This window comes from Iningainema tapete BLCC-T55 (assembly GCF_014698965.1).
GTDB lineage: Bacteria > Cyanobacteriota > Cyanobacteriia > Cyanobacteriales > Nostocaceae > Iningainema > Iningainema tapete.
On sequence record NZ_JACXAE010000098.1, the window covers coordinates 20,751 to 39,899 of the forward strand.

The 19,149-nt window shown below is 43.4% G+C and carries 19 protein-coding genes and 1 pseudogene; 12 read left to right on the forward strand and 8 right to left on the reverse strand.

What is annotated here, in order from left to right:
- Positions 1–17: 17 nt before the first annotated feature.
- On the reverse strand, positions 18–596 hold the full coding sequence (locus ICL16_RS32025) for a hypothetical protein (protein WP_190835633.1): 579 nt from the start codon (positions 594–596) through the stop codon (positions 18–20).
- A 294-nt stretch (positions 597–890) separates the two neighbouring features.
- On the opposite strand from ICL16_RS32025, the gene ICL16_RS32030 reads away from it, so the two are divergent.
- Positions 891–1,223, forward strand: coding sequence for a DUF565 domain-containing protein (locus tag ICL16_RS32030; protein ID WP_190835634.1), 333 nt, complete (start codon positions 891–893; stop codon positions 1,221–1,223).
- A 62-nt stretch (positions 1,224–1,285) separates the two neighbouring features.
- Positions 1,286–2,119 carry a glycerate kinase gene (locus ICL16_RS32035; RefSeq protein WP_190835635.1) on the forward strand — a complete coding sequence of 278 codons (834 nt, stop codon included), beginning with the start codon at positions 1,286–1,288 and terminating at the stop codon, positions 2,117–2,119.
- An 85-nt stretch (positions 2,120–2,204) separates the two neighbouring features.
- On the opposite strand, the gene ICL16_RS32040 is transcribed toward ICL16_RS32035, so the two are convergent.
- The 4 genes from ICL16_RS32040 to ICL16_RS32055 all read right to left on the reverse strand — a co-directional run bounded on the left by ICL16_RS32040 (position 2,205) and on the right by ICL16_RS32055 (position 7,097).
- Positions 2,205–3,662 (reverse strand): protein adenylyltransferase SelO, encoded by a 1,458-nt coding sequence (locus ICL16_RS32040; protein ID WP_190835636.1) that lies wholly within the window; start codon positions 3,660–3,662, stop codon positions 2,205–2,207.
- A gap of 59 nt (positions 3,663–3,721) precedes the next feature.
- Positions 3,722–5,359, reverse strand: a complete 1,638-nt coding sequence (locus ICL16_RS32045; RefSeq protein ID WP_238361046.1) for a glycoside hydrolase family 9 protein — start codon at positions 5,357–5,359, stop codon at positions 3,722–3,724.
- 322 nt (positions 5,360–5,681) lie between these two features.
- Entirely contained in the window at positions 5,682–6,632 is a 951-nt protein-coding gene (locus ICL16_RS32050) for a polyphosphate kinase 2 family protein (RefSeq protein WP_190835638.1), read from the reverse strand.
- A 93-nt stretch (positions 6,633–6,725) separates the two neighbouring features.
- The gene (locus ICL16_RS32055; RefSeq protein ID WP_190835639.1) at positions 6,726–7,097 is read right to left on the reverse strand and encodes a hypothetical protein; all 372 of its coding nucleotides are present in this window, start codon (positions 7,095–7,097) and stop codon (positions 6,726–6,728) included.
- 300 nt (positions 7,098–7,397) lie between these two features.
- On the opposite strand from ICL16_RS32055, the gene ICL16_RS32060 reads away from it, so the two are divergent.
- Positions 7,398–8,783: an AAA-like domain-containing protein gene (locus ICL16_RS32060; RefSeq protein ID WP_238361047.1), complete on the forward strand. Its 1,386-nt coding sequence runs from the start codon at positions 7,398–7,400 to the stop codon at positions 8,781–8,783.
- A gap of 81 nt (positions 8,784–8,864) precedes the next feature.
- Here the strand turns inward: ICL16_RS32060 and ICL16_RS32065 are convergent, their stop codons facing one another.
- Positions 8,865–9,323, reverse strand: coding sequence for a hypothetical protein (locus ICL16_RS32065; RefSeq protein ID WP_238361048.1), 459 nt, complete (start codon positions 9,321–9,323; stop codon positions 8,865–8,867).
- A 255-nt stretch (positions 9,324–9,578) separates the two neighbouring features.
- On the opposite strand from ICL16_RS32065, the pseudogene ICL16_RS32070 reads away from it, so the two are divergent.
- The 5 genes and pseudogenes from ICL16_RS32070 to ICL16_RS32090 form a co-directional block, all read left to right on the forward strand.
- Positions 9,579–10,397: pseudogene (locus ICL16_RS32070) on the forward strand (AAA-like domain-containing protein); the annotation flags it as partial.
- Entirely contained in the window at positions 10,385–10,858 is a 474-nt protein-coding gene (locus tag ICL16_RS32075) for a hypothetical protein (RefSeq protein ID WP_190835641.1), read from the forward strand. The pseudogene ICL16_RS32070 and the gene ICL16_RS32075, both read left to right, overlap by 13 nt.
- Entirely contained in the window at positions 10,842–11,657 is an 816-nt protein-coding gene (locus ICL16_RS32080; RefSeq protein ID WP_190835642.1) for a WD40 repeat domain-containing protein, read from the forward strand. Before ICL16_RS32075 ends, ICL16_RS32080 begins: the two co-directional genes overlap by 17 nt.
- A 98-nt stretch (positions 11,658–11,755) precedes the next feature.
- On the forward strand, positions 11,756–12,022 hold the full coding sequence (locus tag ICL16_RS32085; protein ID WP_337907167.1) for a DUF433 domain-containing protein: 267 nt from the start codon (positions 11,756–11,758) through the stop codon (positions 12,020–12,022).
- A 37-nt stretch (positions 12,023–12,059) separates the two neighbouring features.
- Positions 12,060–12,209, forward strand: a complete 150-nt coding sequence (locus ICL16_RS32090) for a hypothetical protein (protein WP_190835643.1) — start codon at positions 12,060–12,062, stop codon at positions 12,207–12,209.
- 166 nt (positions 12,210–12,375) lie between these two features.
- Here the strand turns inward: ICL16_RS32090 and ICL16_RS32095 are convergent, their stop codons facing one another.
- Positions 12,376–12,603 carry an EF-hand domain-containing protein gene (locus ICL16_RS32095; RefSeq protein ID WP_190835644.1) on the reverse strand — a complete coding sequence of 76 codons (228 nt, stop codon included), beginning with the start codon at positions 12,601–12,603 and terminating at the stop codon, positions 12,376–12,378.
- A gap of 922 nt (positions 12,604–13,525) precedes the next feature.
- Between ICL16_RS32095 and ICL16_RS32100 the strand changes: the two genes are divergently transcribed.
- Positions 13,526–13,699: a DUF6888 family protein gene (locus ICL16_RS32100; protein ID WP_190835645.1), complete on the forward strand. Its 174-nt coding sequence runs from the start codon at positions 13,526–13,528 to the stop codon at positions 13,697–13,699.
- Positions 13,696–13,908 carry a DUF6887 family protein gene (locus ICL16_RS32105; protein WP_190835646.1) on the forward strand — a complete coding sequence of 71 codons (213 nt, stop codon included), beginning with the start codon at positions 13,696–13,698 and terminating at the stop codon, positions 13,906–13,908. The genes ICL16_RS32100 and ICL16_RS32105 overlap by 4 nt, the downstream gene beginning before the upstream one ends.
- A gap of 40 nt (positions 13,909–13,948) precedes the next feature.
- Here ICL16_RS32105 and clpB read toward each other — a convergent pair whose 3' ends face one another.
- On the reverse strand, positions 13,949–16,567 hold the full coding sequence (gene clpB, locus ICL16_RS32110; protein ID WP_190835647.1) for an ATP-dependent chaperone ClpB: 2,619 nt from the start codon (positions 16,565–16,567) through the stop codon (positions 13,949–13,951).
- Between the two features lie 296 nt (positions 16,568–16,863).
- On the opposite strand from clpB, the gene ICL16_RS32115 reads away from it, so the two are divergent.
- Positions 16,864–18,354, forward strand: a complete 1,491-nt coding sequence (locus ICL16_RS32115; RefSeq protein ID WP_238361049.1) for a sensor histidine kinase — start codon at positions 16,864–16,866, stop codon at positions 18,352–18,354.
- The gene (locus ICL16_RS32120; RefSeq protein ID WP_190835648.1) at positions 18,347–19,018 is read left to right on the forward strand and encodes a response regulator transcription factor; all 672 of its coding nucleotides are present in this window, start codon (positions 18,347–18,349) and stop codon (positions 19,016–19,018) included. The genes ICL16_RS32115 and ICL16_RS32120 overlap by 8 nt, the downstream gene beginning before the upstream one ends.
- The last annotated feature ends 131 nt before the right edge of the window (positions 19,019–19,149 follow it).

Here is a 19,149-nt window from a genome sequence, read left to right on the forward strand (position 1 = left end):
CTGATCAAAAGGTATTGCTAAGGACTAAGAGTTAATTGCCATTCTTCCTTTTGTGAATTCCAAGTAGGTGAGGAAGTTTCTCCGACAACATAAGGTCCCCAGTATTTACGAGAACCATCCTGAGCAAAAGCTACTAAGATATCTCCCTTTTCTAGCTTTAAATTACGCTTGGGGAGGGACAAAAGCAGCCCTTTGTCACTACCTTCTTGAGGAGCAAAATCCCAATGTGCCGGAAGGTTATACTGATCACCGCTGGAAGAGCCTTTCTTTTGGGAGTCTCGAGCTAGTAAAGCAAGGCGCACAGGTTGAGCAGTTTGATTACTCATCCGCAAAGTGCCTTTTGCATAACCTATATCATTATTACGACTTTTTGTCAATGTTTTAGAGGAATTACTACTTTCATTTTGCTCAGTTGATTTGGGTGTTGGCGTTGGTAAATCAGTTTTAGGTAACTGCTTTGGAGTTGACGGTAGAGAGGATGTCTCTAAATTTGAAGGTTCAAATGATACACTTACTTGATAGCATCCTACTGGTAGTAGAAGCAGTCCCAACGAACAAGCTAGCCGAACAGCTTGGCGATACCGTGGCGATTTCATATTTGATAATTTTAGAAATAAGTATTTTCTTTAGAGCTGAACGAAATGGTAGCCCAATCCCAAACAGGGCATTCAAATGAATGCGATAGTGTGAATGACGAAATATATAGGGATAAGTGACGTGAACTAGCTAGGCATCCACGCATTTAAGATGAAAAGATGTATAAAATTTAACTTTTTACCTAAAGCCTACAGATGCCCTGAAACTATTCAAACAAGCTTATGCTAAACCCTACACTTTTAAATATAGAAAAAATTTTTTCATAAGATCTTAAAGATTTGGAAGTTTAGTGAATGCAAAACACACGTCTTAACAATCTTTTAGATACCATTGCTCGGCGTTTGAGTCAATGGTTCTTCAACCCTTGGCGAAGGATATCCCTTTTAGTAATTAGTCTGTTGTTCGGATTTTTCTTAGGCAGCGCAGTTTCCACTACCGCAGGGCAAACCGCTGAATGGGACATTGTGATCGCTTTTTTCATCCTCATAGCCACAGAATTTACCAACAGAATCTTTTATGCTCGTAACTCCACCTCTAGGCGATCGCTGTGGGTAGAATCATTAAACACGCTCAAAATCGGGTTAATCTACAGCCTATTTCTCGAAGCCCTCAAACTGGGATCGTGAAAAATTCGTAGATAGAGACGCCCCACCGGGGCGTCTCTACAAAATCACCAACAGAACAAACCATGACTAATTGGTGCAGCGAATTTCTAAATCAAAAAACATTAAATTTATTAGCAAAAGGAATAGCCACCCATCGCCAAACAATAGGGCGTCCCCTCATCCAAGGCATCTTAGGACTACAAGGCACAGGCAAAACGACGATGTGCAAAGCACTTTCATCCACACTCCATAGCTTAGGATACCGTACCCTAAACCTTTCCCTAGACGACTTATACAAAACCCACAGTGAGCGCCTAACATTGAAACAACTTGATCCCCGGTTAATTTGGCGTGGACCACCTGGAACCCACGACGTAAACTTAGGATTAACCCTACTAGAGCAAATTCGCCGTCATCAAAGTCCAGTAATCGTTCCCCGCTTTGACAAATCAGCACACGGAGGATTAGGCGATCGCACAACACCAGAAACCGTAGAAAACATAGATATCGTCCTATTTGAAGGTTGGTTTATTGGAGTACAACCAATTAATCCCGCCGCATTTGAAACAGCCCCACCACCAATTCTCACCAGAGAAGATCGAGCATTTGCCCGCGACATGAATCAGCAGCTCAACCAATACCTCCCCCTATGGAAACTACTAGACAGCTTAATCTTACTTAACCCCATCGACTACCGCCTTTCCCTAGAATGGCGTCAAAAAGCCGAACAGCAGATGATAGCAGCAGGAAAACCAGGAATGACTGATGCACAAATCCAAGAATTCGTCAACTACTTTTGGCGTTCCTTGCACCCAGAACTATTCATCAAACCATTAATCAAACCACCAACAATAGTCGATCTAGTCATCGAAATACTTCCCAACCACACTTTCGGTGCAACCTATGAACCAAAATAGCTAATGGAAGACTGGCTAATGGCTAATAGCTCATGGCAATTAACAATTAACAATTAGCAATTAACAATTAACAATTAGCCATTCTCTACTCCCCATTTTGAAGACGCCTAACCAAATCATAAAAAGGCTGCCAATCATCAACTTGAGTAATAGGTTCCCAAACAGACTCAATCACAGGTCGTAACAAAGCCGTCTTCGGATTATAACGAGCCAAATTCCGAGCAATCACATCCATTTTTTCCAACCCAAAACCATTTAAAATCTGATGATACAGCAAACACCAACTATCAAAAAATCCTGATGTTCCAGGGGCAGGTACAACATCTGTATCTGTTGCCAGAATCAAACCGGGATCATCGCGCCACTTAGAAGAAAAAGTACGAGCCATCTCATAAAAAAACTGATGATAACCAACTTGACTCTCTTGCAAAAATTCAATAGTCAGCAGCACAAGCTCAGAACCTTCTTTTAACGGCAACTGCTCAAAACCCAATTTCTTCAACATTAAAGAACGGTACTCACTATAATAATGTTCTTCAAAGCCAGATAAACCAGCCTGCAGATCTTCAAGAGAAATCACCGCCTTTAACGGTTGTTGAAGCAATTCTAAATTCAACTTACAGATCCCAGGTTGATTGCTGTAACAATAGCGTCCATAATAGTCGAAATATGCAGCGGTAAAGTTAGGTTGATAACTAGGAATAAAAGCATAAGGACCGTAGTCAAAACTCTCCCCAGTAATTGACATATTATCTGTGTTTAGCACTGCGTGACAAAAGCCAGCAGCCATCCACTGCGCTACTAGTTTTGCTACCCGTTTAACCAACTCGGCATAAAACAAACTATACTTATCTTGTTCACCATTTAAATGTGGGTAATACTGCTCAATTACGTGGTCTAACAGTTTCTGAGTTAAATCGGGACGCTGAAAAAAGTGCAGACGCTCAAAAGTGCCAAACCGGATGTGCGATCGACTCATTCTTACCATCACACAGGAACGAGTAGGCGAAGGTTCATCGCCCCGCCACAAAGCTAAACCTGTTTCAATCATCGTCATACAGCGTGAGGTATGTACACCCAGACGGTGTAGTGCTTCTGCCGCGAGAACTTCTCGCACACCGCCCTTAAGTGTGAGCATCCCATCTCCACCACGGGAATAGGGCGTTGTACCAGAACCTTTAGTGCCAAAATCGTACAGTTCCCCATCTGTACCGCGCACTTGCCCGTAGAGAAAACCTCTGCCATCGCCCAACCTGGGGTTGTATTCACCAAATTGATAGCCGTGGTAACGCAGCGCTAACAAAGGTTTACGTCCGATAAAGAAGCCAAAAGCTTCTTGAAAGTCGTCATCTGTAACTGCTTGAGGATCTAATCCCAATGTAGGTAAAAGTGCGTCGTTACGCCAACGCAAGATGTGTTGAGGAAATTCCGCTGCTGTAACTTCGTCATAGTAATCATTGCCTAAAGATTCCAGCGCGGGTTCGTAGTTAAGGTTAAGAAAGGGATTGCGATAATTTTTATTTTGAGGTTCAGCCAAAGTCATTAGATTTTGGATTTTGGTGTTTGGATTTATTTCACGGACGAACACGCTCTCTCGCTACGCTATCTTTCAGAGAGTTGCATCAACATTCCCAACAGCCCAATTAGAGAGGCATTGTAATCAATGGCATATTCGTTGGTGGCGTAAGAACGCTCATCATCAATATAGCTTAAAGCTTTCATATCTTTTGGCGCAATTCCGTCTTGAGCTTGGGTATTGGGACCGCCAACCAAAAGTCCTGGGATGATGATTTTTTGAGCTATGGCGATGCGGTGATGTACATTGCGCACAAAGTTAGTACCTACACCGCTCACAAAGGATTTGTTGAAATGATTGCGTCCTAGTAAATAGTCTAGTTGGTCGATCGCCGCTTGTAAGTAAGCTGGATTTTTTTTGATGCGATAAGCATACATTAAAGTGATCCCCTCCTCAGCTACTAATTTATTGGAACCCCAAATGAACTGCTGATTGGCTAATCTCCAAGGACTAGTTTCTACCTTTTTCAGCGCTAAGTTGGCTCTAGTTATGAGCTTTTCTTGAATTTGCTTGAGCAAACCAACATTATAAGGTTGACGTGTCATCAGTAAATAATCCATCATCCCCAAGGAGGAAGGGTTAGTCCATTGGAATAAAGTATACTCGGTTACAGGAATTATCTGTGCTAAATAATTTTCAAAATTAGCACGCCCTGTGGTAATATAAAGTTCCGCTGCTGCCCACAATCGATGATCGCGATCGCGCTTCAAAGCCTCTTGTTGGTCAACACTATTATCAATGTAACTACCAGAACCGCTATCATCTCCTTCAACCCAATCTATTTTGAGAGCAGGCTGTGTTTCCAGAAAACTCCAAGCTTTTTCCGCCGCCTTTAAACAATTTTGCGCAAATCGAGGATGAAATGGTGAGTAAATCCTTGCTGCCATAGCCATTACTGCGGCAAATTTAGCAGTTTCTGATGTGGAGATGCCATAAACAAAGCGTGGCTGTTTATCTTCATGGGGAGAAATAAAACCCGGCCAATTTTTTCCTGACAGTTTGCGATAAACAGCACCGTCAAGTCTTTGCATGGTAAGCATCCAATCTATGCCAATTTTAGCTTCATCTAAGATGTCAGGAATGCGATTTCCGCTTTCAGGAATAGTTAGCTGGCGATCGCTAAACAGTTTAGGATATTGCTCATACAAATTCAACAAACGCCCCACAGCTATACTAGTAGGACCAACATACTTGCCAAAATCTCCGGCATCATGCCAACCTCCTTTAGCAGTGATGAAATTACCCTGTACCTTGTAAGTATCTGTATGGGCAATTAAGCCATCATTCACATGGCAAGCAGGATGCCTAACACCAGTTACCCTATCTTGTACCGCAACACCACACCTTTGCAGATAGTAAGAGCGTAGTAATAGCTTGAATGGATTTTGATACACATCAGAGCCAATCCGAAAAGGATACGATTTGATATTTCCATATTGAAGATAATAATTACCTTCTCGATTAAATTCTGTAAAATCAATCCTTTGAATTACTTTTTTACTATCTTCCTCTGTGTAGGGATTGCCAACAGAAGTAACAAATACTGGTTCTTGATTTCTAACATTAACTAACTGTACATTATTTTGGTTAATATCTCCATTAATTAAAAACGCAACTTTTGGATTATTTTGGTAATATCCTACTTGATTGATAACTATTTGCATGTTAATATTATTCTGAGCAAAAACTGCATTATCATAATTTTTAAATGCGGTACGTACATCAAAAACATTAAACAAACAAATAATTATAAGTGTTAATACAGATAAAAAAAATTTATATTTAGTCATGAACGCCTACTGTAGAACCTGTAATCATAGTGTTCCCAAGCAGACGCCAAAAATATCAGTTCATGCACATTGGCAGACGTGGACTTCTAGCACCTTAAACCCACAATTGTTGTAGAGACGTTACATGTAACGTCTCTACATTAAATATCGTTTTTAAAAAGGGTTGTAAAAACCGGATTGGGCAAGAAGATACATCTCAATCTGGAATCACAATATTTTCCAACCCCACTTCCGCAGGTGGGTATTGGGGGTTCATAGATTCAAGTGTGTCGGCAATTGTACGGGCAACGACTAAATTGCGATACCACTTCTTATTTGCTGGCACTACATACCAAGGCGCATAAGTAGTTGAGCAATTATTAATTGCATCCTCAAAGGCTGTTTGGTAGTCATCCCAATACTGACGCTCTTTGATGTCATTGCTAGAAAATTTCCAGTGCTTATCTGGATCTTGTAGCCGACTTTCCAAACGTCGTTTTTGTTCATCTTTGGAAACGTGGAGAAAAAACTTAATTACCCTAATGTTGTTAAGAGTGAGCATATGCTCGAACTCATTAATTAGCTGATAGCGTTTTTGCCAAACCTCTTCGGGTACTAACTGCTTTACCCTGACAATCAGTACATCTTCGTAATGGGAACGGTTGAATATAGAAATCATTCCCCGTTGTGGCGATCGCAGATGGTAGCGCCAGAGAAAATCATGACTTGACTCTTCATCACTGGGCTTTTTGAAAGACCACACTTGACAACCTTGAGGATTGAGTCCGCCAAAAACATGTTTAATTGTACCATCTTTACCACCTGTGTCCATTGCTTGCAACACAATCAGCAAGCTACGCTGATGTTCGGCATACAAGCGTTCTTGCAAATTCTGGAGGCGCTTACGCTGGTGTTCGAGTTCATCTTCTATGTCTTTCTTTTTGTAGTCCTCAGCAGCATTAGGATCAACCTCTGCTAAAACAATTGGCTGTTCTGATCGAACTCGATAGTGGGGATAATCTGGTTTTGGTGGCGGGTTGTCTACTACAGTGTTTTCTGGTTCCATTTCTGACGCCACCTGAGTCGTCGCTTTGGCAGCCGCTTGTTCAGCTTTAGATTTATGTTCTCCTGCTGCCTTGTTTTTTGGTAGATTGCTCTGTTTACTCATGGAATTTTTCTCGGTATAGCATTGCTATACCTTAAGAAAAGTGAGTAGATACCACCTCTATCATTAGTAGATTAAATTAACGTTAACTAATAACTAATCTTCCAATGATTTGGCTGACACCTCAACTGCTGTCACATCAATTGTGCCTTCTGGTGTAAAGCGCTGAAAATGCTTGTGCTGCACCTGCAACCGCTCCCCACAGTTAGGGCACTGCAATTGAGTGTTATTTAACCCAGCAAATTCATACCCACATACAGGACAGCTATCAGTAACTAAATTGTACTGTAGCCACCAGCGAAACCCGAAAAACGCGAGAATGGGTGCTAAAAACAGCAGCCCAACAATAATCACCAACGAATTAACGAGCCAGCCCAAGCCTAATGATCCCAGTAACCATGTAACTGCTATCAGGGTGAGCAAAGGGCGGAGATTAGAAAGATTTAAAGGAAAGGTTTTAAGGCTCATTTTTTAAAAGTCGTCTTGCTCTTCTTCTAGGATAGCGACTATACAGCAGTGGATGACAACAAAGGTAAGAGGAGAAACCCAGTTTTTTTTACAATCCCTTGGCAGCCAGAACAAGCTTGTCAAATGCTTTGTTAGCAAAATTATACATAGCCTATGTGGAATGCTACAATTCTACTCGGAAGGGTTTACCTATATCAATATGCCTGCCAATGGATGGAAAATTAAGGTAGGGAACAACAAACTTCTCATCCCCAATTTAGCAGTGATATCTATGCCGTTGGAATCATTGGATTTCAGGCATTGACGGGGTTATACCCTCAACAGCTACCTCGAAATTCTTCCACGGGCTTATGTTGTGCTAATCTTAGCGAGTGCGCCGATATCCATCCAGGTTTGGCAAGAATTTTAGATACAATGGTGCGCGATGACTATAGTCAGCGTTACAAAAATGCAACAGTTGCCTTGGAAGCACTCCAGCAACTGCTCCCCATTTATCAGCCACCTATTGCACCTCCTCCTCAGCCGCCTTCACCTTCACTTTTAGCGCGAATTCTCCACGCCTTGCGACAACTTTTTGGTGGAAGTGAATCAAGTAATCCTCAACCACCAACCATCATCCCCGCTCAAACCACTGCTACTTCCTCCCCTAGTCTTGAGCAACCAGAGGGACGAGTTAATCTGGACTCGGCTTTTTATGTAGAGCGTCCCCCTGTTGAGGTAGAATGTTACGAAACGATTCTGAAACCAGGAGCGTTGATTCGGATTAAAGCTCCTCGCCAGATGGGTAAAACTTCACTTTTGACACGTATTCTCCATCAAGCCAAAGAGCATGGTTGTCAGACTGCGTATTTGAACTTTCGCTCAGCGGATGAAGAGTTTCTTACTAGCTTAGATAAATTACTGTTTTGGTTTTGCACTAGTATTAGTAATGAGTTGAATCTCACAGATAAGCTAAATGATTATTGGCAGAGTATTCTCGGTTCTAAGGACAAGTGTACAAACTACTTTCAAAGATACCTGTTATCAACAATTAATAGTCCAATTGTTCTAGGTTTGGATGACATCGACCAAGTTTTTCAACATCATAAAATTGCAGCGGACTTTCTTACATTGCTACGAGTTTGGAATGATAAGTCAAGCAATAACGAGATTTGGAAAAAACTGAGATTAGTGATTGTGCATTCTCAAGAAGTTGATGTTCCCTTGAATATTAATCAGTCACCGTTTAATGTAGGATTGCCAATCGAATTACCAGAGTTAAATCAGTTACAAGTACAGGATTTGGTGCAACGACACCAACTCAATTTGACAAAAGAGGAGATAAAGCAACTCATGGCAATGGTGGGAGGACATCCCTATCTGGTACGGCGATCGCTCTATGAAATTGCCCGTGGTAAAATGAGTTTGCCGCAACTGTTACAAACTGCACCAACGTCCGAGGGAATTTACAGCGACTACTTACGCCGTCACTTATCAAACTTGCAAAAAGATGTAAATTTAATTGCTGCCTTCAAAAAAGTAATTGCAAATCCTCAATCAGTACTGATAGAAACTGATTTGGCTTTTAAATTACGCCGCATGGGTATGGTAAAATTTCAGGGCAATGATGTAATCCCTTCGTGTGAGTTGTATCGACAGTATTTTAGCGTAGACGCGGAGCGGCTTGTCGTCAGACATCGCTTGTAATTTTAGGCTTGGATAGCAAACAATTCGTTGAGTTTATCTCTTAGAGCGGAAGATACAAGTAAAGGCTTATAAACTTCTCCCTCATATGGTTTCGGTGAAGTAGCCAGGAGCGAAAACCCTGAAGCCAACAGGATGATTCATCACCTGCCATAATGTTTCACTCAACACCAGCCCAGAAAAATTCAGATTAGCGTGATTATTTTCTGATATCAATTCGCTGTAGGTTCTAAATTCATCAACTTCTAGACCTACTAAAGCATAACGAAATGCTGGAGCATAACGTAAATGTTGATATAAAAGTATGCCAATTTCAGTCATCTGATAGGCATCTTCAGGAGTGGTAATGCCAACTTGACTGATGCCACTTGGACAAACTCTAATCCACCAGTTATCTTCACTGTCTTGAAAAACTCCTGTGTTAAATTTTGACTCTACTCCATTAGGAAGTTGCCAATAAATTTGGTTAAAGTGTGTGGCAAATCGCTCTGCATCTTCTTGAGAGGAGCCACATTCAGCCGACAAACTAAAAATCCATGCCATATCTATATCTTACTCCTAACATTCGAGGCGATCGCCCAACCTTACTTAGGGAAGCCTTCCTCTATCATTACTCGGTAAAGTAGTGCCAACGCTGTTAATTAAGAATTGTTACGAGTGCCACTCAGTATTAAGTATTATTAAAAAGTAATAAATGTAGTAAGGGCGCTTGAGAGAAACAAAAATTTTTGCAAAAATCAGGAAAGCAGCAATTACAGTAAGTAGTTGAGTGTATTCTCGCGGAAATAGATCCACCGAATGAGTCACCTACCTTATCAGTATCAAGTCGGGGGCAGTCTACCAGTTGGTGCACCTACCTATGTCGAACGACAAGCAGACAGTGAACTGTATGAAGGGTTGAAGGCAGGGGAGTTCTGTTATGTACTCAATTCCCGGCAGATGGGCAAATCGAGTCTGCGGGTACGAACTATGCAACGCTTGCAAGTGGAGGGCATTATTTGTGCTGACGTTGATATTACAGCTATTGGTACATCAGATATCAAGCCAGAGCAATGGTACGCTGGAATTATTAATAGTATTGTTAATAGTCTAAATCTCTATGAAACCTTTGATTTAAATCTTTGGTGGTCTAGTCACAGTTTGCTGTCTCCGGTAAATCGATTCAGCGAGTTTATTGAAAAGGTTTTGCTCAAGTCGATTTCTGAAAAGATTATTATTTTTGTTGATGAAATTGATAGCGTTTTGAGTCTTGAATTTAAGATTGATAATTTTTTTGCTGTTATCCGTGAATTCTACAACAGTCGAGCTACTCAGCCAGATTATCAACGATTGACTTTTGCCCTGTTTGGGGTGGCGACTCCCTCGGATTTAATTCAAGATAAGCGACGTACACCTTTCAATATTGGTAGAGCAATTGAACTAAGTGGTTTTAAGTTACACGAAGCAGAAGCGCTAGCTCAAGGTTTGGCTGGGAAAACTAGCAATCCTACAACGGTACTGCAAGCAGTATTGGAATGGACAGGAGGACAACCGTTTCTTACCCAAAAAATTTGTAAGCTTATATTTACTGCTGATTCTCCTATTCCAGAGGATGGAGTTGCTCAGTGGGTAGAGGAGTTGGTGCAAAAGTTGGGGCAGTAGTTGCAGTGGTATTCGCAGGCAATGCGGTTAAACAAACATGGGAAGTACAGGAAGGCGCTAACTTGGAACAGGCAGGAGTGAGTGCTTTGCGGCAATTTGAGTCCTATGAGCTAGAAGCGTTACTGGCGGCTATGGATGCGGGACAAAGGTTGCAAGAAATAGTTAAAGACGGACGCTCACTGGAAAAATATCCAGCTACCAGTCCCATCCTAGCTTTACAGACAATTCTCGACAATATCCGGGAGCGGAATCAACTCGGGAATTCTTCTTTTAGCCGGATCGGGAATTATTTTGTTTCAGCCGTCAGTCCCATTTTTAGCCGGAATGGAGAGCGCTTCGTCACTACATCACTCGACGGTATCACCCGTGTGTGGGACTTGTCCGGCAAGCAGCTAGCGGAACTTAAAGGGCTCCGGGGGTTTGGTCAAAAGTGCTAATTTTAGCGCGGATGGACAGCGCATCGTCACTATATCAGATCACAAAATCGCCCGTGTGTGGAATTTTTCTGGCAAGCAGCTAGCGGAACTAAGGCATCCGTCGCAGGATCGAATCAGCAGTGCGAGTTTTAGCCCGGATGGACAGCGCATTGTCACTGCATCAGGTGACGCCCGTGTGTGGGATTTGTCCGGCAATCTGCTAACGGAACTCAAAAGGGATCGCGATCCAGTCCACAGTGCCAGTTTTAGCCCGGATGGACAGCGGATCTTCACTGTATCATGGAACAATAACGTCCGTATGTGGGACTTGTCCGGCAATCTGCTAGCGGAACTTACGAATCGGTGGTGTGCGGATTATGGTATAGTTAGAAGTGCGAGTTTTAGCCCGGATGGACAGCGCATCGTTACTGCATTAGGTAACAAAGTCGCTTGTGTGTGGGATTTCAGCAAGCAGCTAGTGGTAGTACTCAAAGGGCATCAGAATCGAGAAGTCAACAGTGCGAGTTTTAGCCCAGATGGACAACGCATCGTCACTGCATCTGATGACAACACCGCTCGTGTGTGGGATTTGTCTGGCAAGCAGCTAACGTTACTCCAAGGGCATCTGGAACCAGTCAAAAGTGCCAGTTTTAGTCCAGATGGACAGCGCATCATCACTGCATCTGAGGACAAAACTGCTCGGATTTGGAGGGTTGAGGGGTTAGATGTGCTGTTAGCGCGGGGTTGCGACTGGCTGAAAGATTACCTCGCCACCCACCGCGAAGCACGGGAAAGACTTAAGGTGTGTAAGCGAAAGTAGTGGAGGGTAGGTAATTAACATGATTGCAAGTTTTGATTTCAACCAATGCCTGAGCTACAAGCTACAATGAAACGAAACTTTTAATTGCCACGAAGAGTGTGAATACCTGTACAATGGACATTCAGAAGGTTTTACGTGACCAACAAATTATTCACTCCGATCCAGAGATTATGAGTGGAACTCCAGTCTTTGTTGGCACGCGAGTTCCATTGCAAACCTTTTTTGACTACCTTGAAGGTGAAGCAGGCTTAACCGAATTCCTAGAAGATTTTCCGCACTTGCAAGCTCAGGTATTACTAGTTTTAGAAGTGATTGCAAAAGTAATGTTGGAGCAGGAGCGAACTGTCGGTGCTCATACTCCGTAATGGAGATACGACACGGTAGTGATAATAACTTGTACTGGTGATTTCGCCACTTCTGATCGCCACCCTCATCCGCCACCACCCCACCAATTACCAACACCCCTCCAGAAGACGCTGTGAGGGGATTTGTGTTGGCACTATAGAGATTACAGCAATTACCACACCCGCAGCACTGGGGGCTTACGCATAAGTTGATTTTCTAAAACCTAATAAAAAAGAAGACTTTCTTGAGTAATACCCTCACCGCGTTGGGGGCTTTTCTTTTTTAGCCCAAGCGCGATCGCCATCGCCACCAACTCGGACTAACCTTAAGTAGCAGCATGACCGCTAAGGAAAGGTTTCGCCTAGCGGCTAGTTTAATTACTTGCTTTCTTAACTGCTTCCTTTAACTCTTCAAAGGTAATACTACCGTCTTTGTCTGAATCATACTGTGCTATCAACTCTTGGGGACTAGTGGTACCTGTTTCTGATGAGATGACTGCACTTAAGCCAGGACTTAAAAAAAGCTCATTAAGGGAGACTTTGCCGTCAAGATCGGTATCTAAGGTATTAAAAAGAGATTGAAGCTCTTGCTCGGTTGTCATAAGTTTCTATCTGAATTAATTTTTCATTTTAATATCTCAAAATTTTGACAAAGAAGCAAGGACAGTTAAGGTGTACGCTGTGATACAGCGTCTTGTGAGGGGATTTGTGTTGCACTACAGAGACTACAGCAATTATAAAAGCCGTGACGCCACCCCCACACCACCAACCACCCGGGGCGTGAGTATCAAACGAACAGAAAACCAGGTTTGCGAGCTAAACCTGATTATTGTCGTTATACCCATAATATTGCCGAAGGGCGAGCTTACAATTTTTCTTGGCAATGTTATGCTTTTAATGTCTATAATGCTTGTTCCGCCTAGACTACTGTTTGCACTCGTGTATAAAATACATCGTTATTTTGACTAAAAGGTGTTGGTATTTTGGCGGACTTATGGTGCGATTTTGGGGTTTCGGCAAAGTTATCTTTCCTTGAGTAAAAATTTATTGGCGTTCGCGCTTCGCGTGCCGGAGGCATCGCTTAACGGAAGAATGAGCATGAAAGCCCAACAGGTGGCAAGATAATGGTTCCAGACGAGGCAATATTATCAGTATACCGACACTTATGTAATATGCCTTATTCCGGTTTTCTGTTCCAATGATTCTCATACCCCTTATTAAGTTTTCAACACCGGGGGCGCTTCCGCTTATATATCTACATAAAGGATGTTGCCATCGTTGGACTCGCTACGCAAGATGACTTTGGCAATTTGAGTTTTTCATTCGCGCTATCGCCTACTTCAATTGACAAGCATCTATAATCTTATATATTATCCTATTTAGGCTAAAAAGTTAATATGATTAGCAGCATCACATGAAACAGCACAAGCAATCTTGAGCAACTACAGGCGATTTATAGACAAAATATTATTTATCGGGCTGAACCCGTGCTAATGCCCAATGACGTGATGATACCTGTTTAAAATGCCAACCAAAGAACAGATGCAAACTTCCTTTATTCTCACTTATTGGGCAACTAAAATGTACTTACCAATTTACTTGGTTCGGCTGGACGAGAGAACAGGAGAAGTATATTTCTTAGCGGGTGAAGAAACAGAAATAACGATATTCCCAAACGGAAATTGGCAATACTTATGAGCAGCAAACCAGAGTTCATGTCCATGACTCGCAACGAACTGCGTAGCTATATTCTTAAACATAGAGATGATGACGACGCCTTTCGAGTTTATATCGATAGGTTCAAGTCTGAAGATAACGAGATTTACCCAGCACCACAATCGATTGAGGATCTGAAAAATTTCCCCGAACTACAGCGGCAGCACCAGGAGCGACGCCGACAAGCTTGACGAAAGAAACCCGGTTTCTGCCAGAAACCGGGTTTCAAGATTAGGTTGTCAACAACTCGGCTGGTAAGCGAGTAAAGGCAAGGCGCTCATTTTGCACATCAACATAAATGGTGTCGCCGTCGTTGAATTCACCGCGCAAGATGGCTTTGGCAATCTGAGTTTCTAACTCGCGCTGAATTGCTCGCTTCAGTGGACGCGCTCCGAATACTGGATCATATCCCACCTCAGCTAAAAAGTCAAGAGCAGCGCTGGAAAGTTTGAGAGACATCTTGCGATCGCTCAATCGTAAAGCCAGTCTATTTACCTGCAACTGCACAATTGAACGCAATTCCGAACGCTGTAAGGTATGGAAGATGATGGTTTCATCAACGCGGTTGAGGAACTCTGGACGGAAGCTATTGCGCATCGCCTCCATCACCCGATGACGCATCTCATCGTAGCGTGAGTCATCTCCGGCAACATCCAAGATATACTGCGAACCGATGTTGCTAGTCATAATAATAATCGTGTTCTTGAAGTCCACTGTACGACCTTGGGCATCAGTTACGCGACCATCATCAAGAATTTGCAGGAAGATGTTGAATACATCTGGGTGTGCTTTTTCAATCTCGTCGAACAAAATCACCGCATAGGGACGACGACGGATTGCTTCGGTAAGTTGCCCACCTTCTTCGTAACCCACGTAACCAGGAGGCGCACCGATTAAGCGAGAAACTGCGTGTTTCTCCATATACTCAGACATATCAATTCGTACCAGGGCGTCTTCAGTGTCAAACATGTACGACGCCAAAGCTTTCGCCAGTTCCGTTTTACCCACACCCGTCGGACCAAGGAAAATAAAGCTAGCAATGGGACGATTAGGATCGGCTAAACCTGCACGCGATCGCTGAATCGCATCCGCAACTGCTGTTACCGCCTCATCTTGTCCAACCACGCGGTGATGCAGTTCATCTTCTAAGTGCAGCAGTTTTTCTTTCTCAGATTCTACCAACTTGCTGATGGGTATTCCCGTCCACTTCGAGATTACTTCCGCAATGTCAGCTTCTGTCACTTCTTCGCGCAGTAGAGTTTTGCCACTGCGTTGATTTTGTGCCAATTCAGTTTCTGCTGCTTCTAATTGGCGGTGCAAATCGGTTAACTTACCGTATTTCAACTCGGCAGCACGGTTGAGATCGTAATCGCGTTCTGCTTGTTGAATTTCTAAGTTAATGCGGTCTATTTCTTCTTTGATAGATTGTATTTTGGTAATGATGTCTTTTTCCGACTCCCATTGGGCATTTAACGCCCTTTGTTCTTCTTTGAGATCCGCAAGTTCTTTTTCAATTCTTTCTAGACGCTCACGAGATGCTGCATCGCTTTCTTTTTGCAAAGACAGCTTCTCCATTTCTAATTGAAGAATCTTGCGATCGATTTCATCAAGTTCTTCGGGTTTGGAGGTAATCTCCATTTTCAACCTAGCCGCAGCTTCATCAACCAAGTCAATCGCTTTGTCTGGGAGAAAGCGATCGCTAATATAGCGACTTGATAATGTTGCTGCTGCAACTAAAGAACTATCAGAAATTCTCACCCCGTGGTGTACTTCATACCGCTCTTTCAACCCGCGCAGAATGGAAATGGTATCTTCTACAGAAGGTTGATCTACATAAACCTGCTGGAAGCGTCTTTCCAAAGCCGCGTCTTTTTCAATATATTTGCGGTATTCATCTAGAGTTGTCGCACCAATACAACGCAATTCACCCCGCGCCAACATGGGTTTGAGCAGGTTGCTAGCATCCATTGCGCCTTGAGTCGCACCCGCGCCTACGACGGTATGAATTTCATCTATAAAGAGAATTATATTGCCACCGGACTCGGTTACTTCTTTTAATACTGCTTTGAGACGTTCTTCAAATTCACCCCGGAATTTTGCCCCCGCAATTAAAGCACCCATATCTAAGGCTATCAGCTTACGGTCTTTAAGAGATTGGGGTACATCGCCAGCGACAATACGCTGTGCTAGTCCTTCGACAATTGCTGTTTTACCTACACCCGGTTCACCAATCAGTACGGGATTATTCTTAGTGCGGCGCGAAAGAATTTGAACCGTGCGGCGAATTTCATCGTCGCGTCCAATCACTGGGTCAAGTTTACCTTGACGGGCAGCTTCTGTGAGGTCACGCCCATATTTTTCCAGTGCTTCGTATTTGCCTTCTGGATTTTGGTCGGTCACTTTTTGGCTCCCTCTAATTTGTTTAATAATATTTTTTAGCTTGTTTTCGTTTAATCCAAATTCTTGGAATAAACCTTTACCAAAGCGATCGTCTTTGGCGTAAGCAAGTAATAAGTGTTCAATGGAAATGTATTCGTCTTGAAGTTCTTTGCGATACCCATCTGCACGATCTAAGAGGGTATCTAAGCTGCGTCCTAAGTATACGGAACTGCTACTACCGGATACTTTGGGCTGACGTTGAATGAATTGTTCAGTGCGATCGCGTAGTTTTTGTAGAGTAATACCTGCTTTGGTGAAGATACTGCTGGCTAGTCCTTCAAGATCTAATAGCGCTTTCATCAGGTGTTCACTTTCGATCTGCTGTTGTTGATATTGTTTGGCAATATCAGGGGTGTGGGCGATCGCTTCCCAGGCTTTTTCTGTAAATTGGTTGGGGTTGGTTGGTTGCATAGGCTTTGTGAGGAACAAACCGCGTTCGACGAAATCGTTGCCGTAGGTTAGGCGCGAAGTGCGCAAAGAGAAGAAAAATTTGTTCTATATCGTTATTTTAAGAATAGGGGGGCAAGTGGCTAGATCGGTGATTACGTATTTATAATGTGGTGTTACCGTCCGGTGGTGTTCAGGTATTTATGAGCTTGTATTACGGTGTGTTTTCTCTTCTTTGTTACAACTTGTGGTGGTACCCTGGTAAGGGTGTCACTTATGACAACTGCCGAACATAGAGAGTTAACCATCTTAATGGAGTCATGGATTTAAAAATCTTGGACACGAGCAGCGCTCAAAATGCTCAAGTGACAAAGAAAAAAAGACTTCCAGGATGGCGCAGAATTTTCTTTGGCGTTCGCACGCGCATCCTAGCTTTGTACATCGTGCTGATGGCTTGCTCCACGTTGGTATCTATTCTAGCAATCCGTCAAGTTCTCCTTGCCCGACTAGAAGAGCAGGTGGAAAACTTTCTTACCCAGGAGGTAAAGCAGTTTAGACGATTGACACAGGGCACGAACCAGACTAGAACTAAACCTTTGAGGGATGATGTCGCTGCCATATTTGATTTATTTTTGTCTCGCAACATACCCCATGACGATGGGTTTTTCATTACACTGTTGAATGGGAAATTTTACAAATCGAGTCCTCAAGCCCTCCCGGCTACTCTACAGCCGAATTCGGATTTGGTTAAACACTGGGAGAAACTTACCCAACCCCAGCGAGGCTTGAAGAAATTAACTTCGACTAATAGTATTTACTATCAGGCAGAGCCAGTAAAAAAAGGGAAAACGCACGGTGTGTTTGTGATCGCTTACTTGACTAGTAACGCTCATCAGCAGGTAAACCGGGCGGTTGTCGTCACTATCCAGGTGACAATAGCTGTTCTAGCCGTAGCATCGGTGCTTGCCTGGGTAGTAGCGGGACGGTTATTAGCTCCTCTGCGCTTACTTATTGAAACAGCCCACTCGATTAGCGAGTCTGACCTATCTCGACGCATTCCCGTGCAGGGAGTAGACCAAATTGCTGAACTCACTATCACCTTCAACGAGATGTTAGATCGTCTCCAGACTGCCTTCGCCAGTCAACGAAACTTCATCAACGATGCAAGTCATGAACTCAGGACACCGATCACAATTATTCGAGGTCATTTAGAACTGCTGGGGGATGATCCCCAAGAGCGACGTGAAACATTGGAGTTAGTGACTGATGAGTTGGATCGAATGAGTCGCTTTGTCGATGACCTACTATTATTGGCAAAGGCAGAGCAACCCAATTTTTTAAATTTACAAACTGTGGATGTTAGCTCGCTGACTGAGGAACTTTACACCAAAGCCCTAGCCCTGGCGTTTCGAGACTGGCGTTTGGAAAACAAGGGTGTGGGGAGGATTGTAGCTGACCGTCAGCGACTGACTCAGGCAATGATGAACTTGGCTCAGAATGCTGCTCAGCACACAAGTGATGGGGATGTCATTGCCCTTGGTTCAGTGCTGATGAATGGTTTGGCTTTTTTCTGGGTGCGTGACACAGGCGTTGGCATTGCCCTTGCCGACAGAGAGCGGATCTTCGAGCGCTTTGCTCGTGGGCATCATAGTCGCCGTCGTTCTGAGGGTGCTGGTTTGGGATTGTCGATCGTACAAGCGATCGCTTCTGCTCACGGTGGTCGGGTTGAATTAAAAAGCAACCTGGGTGAGGGTTCTACATTCACTATTGTTATTCCAATAGATCCACCGCAGGAGGTTATGTTTGACTGAGCGAATTTTGATTGCCGAAGATGAGCCGCGCATAGCTGCTTTTTTGGAAAAAGGGTTACGGGCGTCGGGGTTCATTACCGCAGTTGCCAAAGACGGTGATGAAGCGTTGAGTATGGCTCAAAGTGGGGATTTTGACCTCCTCATCCTAGACATCGGTCTTCCTGGTAAAGATGGTTGGATGGTGTTGGAAGAATTACGCGGTCAAGGCGAACAGCTACCTATTATTATCCTCAGCGCTCGTGACGAGGTGAGTGATAAAGTCGCTGGACTCGAGGGTGGAGCTAACGACTACGTAACAAAGCCCTTTCGGTTTGAAGAACTGCTGGCGCGGGTACGGGTGCGGTTGCGCGACAATCGCTTGCCCAAACGACAGGAAGAATTTGTTCTCAGAGCGGGCAATATTATCATTGACTTGCTTACACGTCAAGTTAGGGTTGGCGATCGCCCGGTTCAGTTATCCGCAAGAGAATTTACGCTAGCTGAAACTTTTGTGCGTCATCCCGGACAAGTGATGAGTCGAGAACAGCTACTGAGTCAAGTTTGGGGCTACGACTACGATCCCGGCTCCAACGTCGTTGATGTCTGCGTGGGTTATCTGCGCAAGAAGCTAGGTCACAACTACATTGAAACCGTCAGAGGCATGGGCTATCGGTTACGAACATGAAATTTTTCTCATCAAATATTCATATTAAATCCATAAAGATTTATGAAGATAACTATTAACCCTCTTCTATGAGGGTAATAGGGGTGGCTGATAGTCAGGTGGGGAGTCAAATATCCATAGCCACAGCCGTG

Excerpts from the sequence above, each read along its gene's own strand:
- ICL16_RS32025 (WP_190835633.1), bottom strand. The coding sequence starts at position 596 with ATGAAATCGCCACGGTATCGCCAAGCTGTTCGGCTAGCTTGTTCGTTG.
- ICL16_RS32030 (WP_190835634.1), top strand. The coding sequence starts at position 891 with ATGCAAAACACACGTCTTAACAATCTTTTAGATACCATTGCTCGGCGT.
- ICL16_RS32035 (WP_190835635.1), top strand. The coding sequence starts at position 1,286 with ATGACTAATTGGTGCAGCGAATTTCTAAATCAAAAAACATTAAATTTA.
- ICL16_RS32040 (WP_190835636.1), bottom strand. The coding sequence starts at position 3,662 with ATGACTTTGGCTGAACCTCAAAATAAAAATTATCGCAATCCCTTTCTT.
- ICL16_RS32045 (WP_238361046.1), bottom strand. The coding sequence starts at position 5,359 with ATGCAAATAGTTATCAATCAAGTAGGATATTACCAAAATAATCCAAAA.
- ICL16_RS32050 (WP_190835638.1), bottom strand. The coding sequence starts at position 6,632 with ATGAGTAAACAGAGCAATCTACCAAAAAACAAGGCAGCAGGAGAACAT.
- ICL16_RS32055 (WP_190835639.1), bottom strand. The coding sequence starts at position 7,097 with ATGAGCCTTAAAACCTTTCCTTTAAATCTTTCTAATCTCCGCCCTTTG.
- ICL16_RS32065 (WP_238361048.1), bottom strand. The coding sequence starts at position 9,323 with ATGGCATGGATTTTTAGTTTGTCGGCTGAATGTGGCTCCTCTCAAGAA.
- ICL16_RS32095 (WP_190835644.1), bottom strand. The coding sequence starts at position 12,603 with ATGACAACCGAGCAAGAGCTTCAATCTCTTTTTAATACCTTAGATACC.
- ICL16_RS32100 (WP_190835645.1), top strand. The coding sequence starts at position 13,526 with ATGCCAACCAAAGAACAGATGCAAACTTCCTTTATTCTCACTTATTGG.
- ICL16_RS32105 (WP_190835646.1), top strand. The coding sequence starts at position 13,696 with ATGAGCAGCAAACCAGAGTTCATGTCCATGACTCGCAACGAACTGCGT.
- clpB (WP_190835647.1), bottom strand. The coding sequence starts at position 16,567 with ATGCAACCAACCAACCCCAACCAATTTACAGAAAAAGCCTGGGAAGCG.
- ICL16_RS32115 (WP_238361049.1), top strand. The coding sequence starts at position 16,864 with ATGGATTTAAAAATCTTGGACACGAGCAGCGCTCAAAATGCTCAAGTG.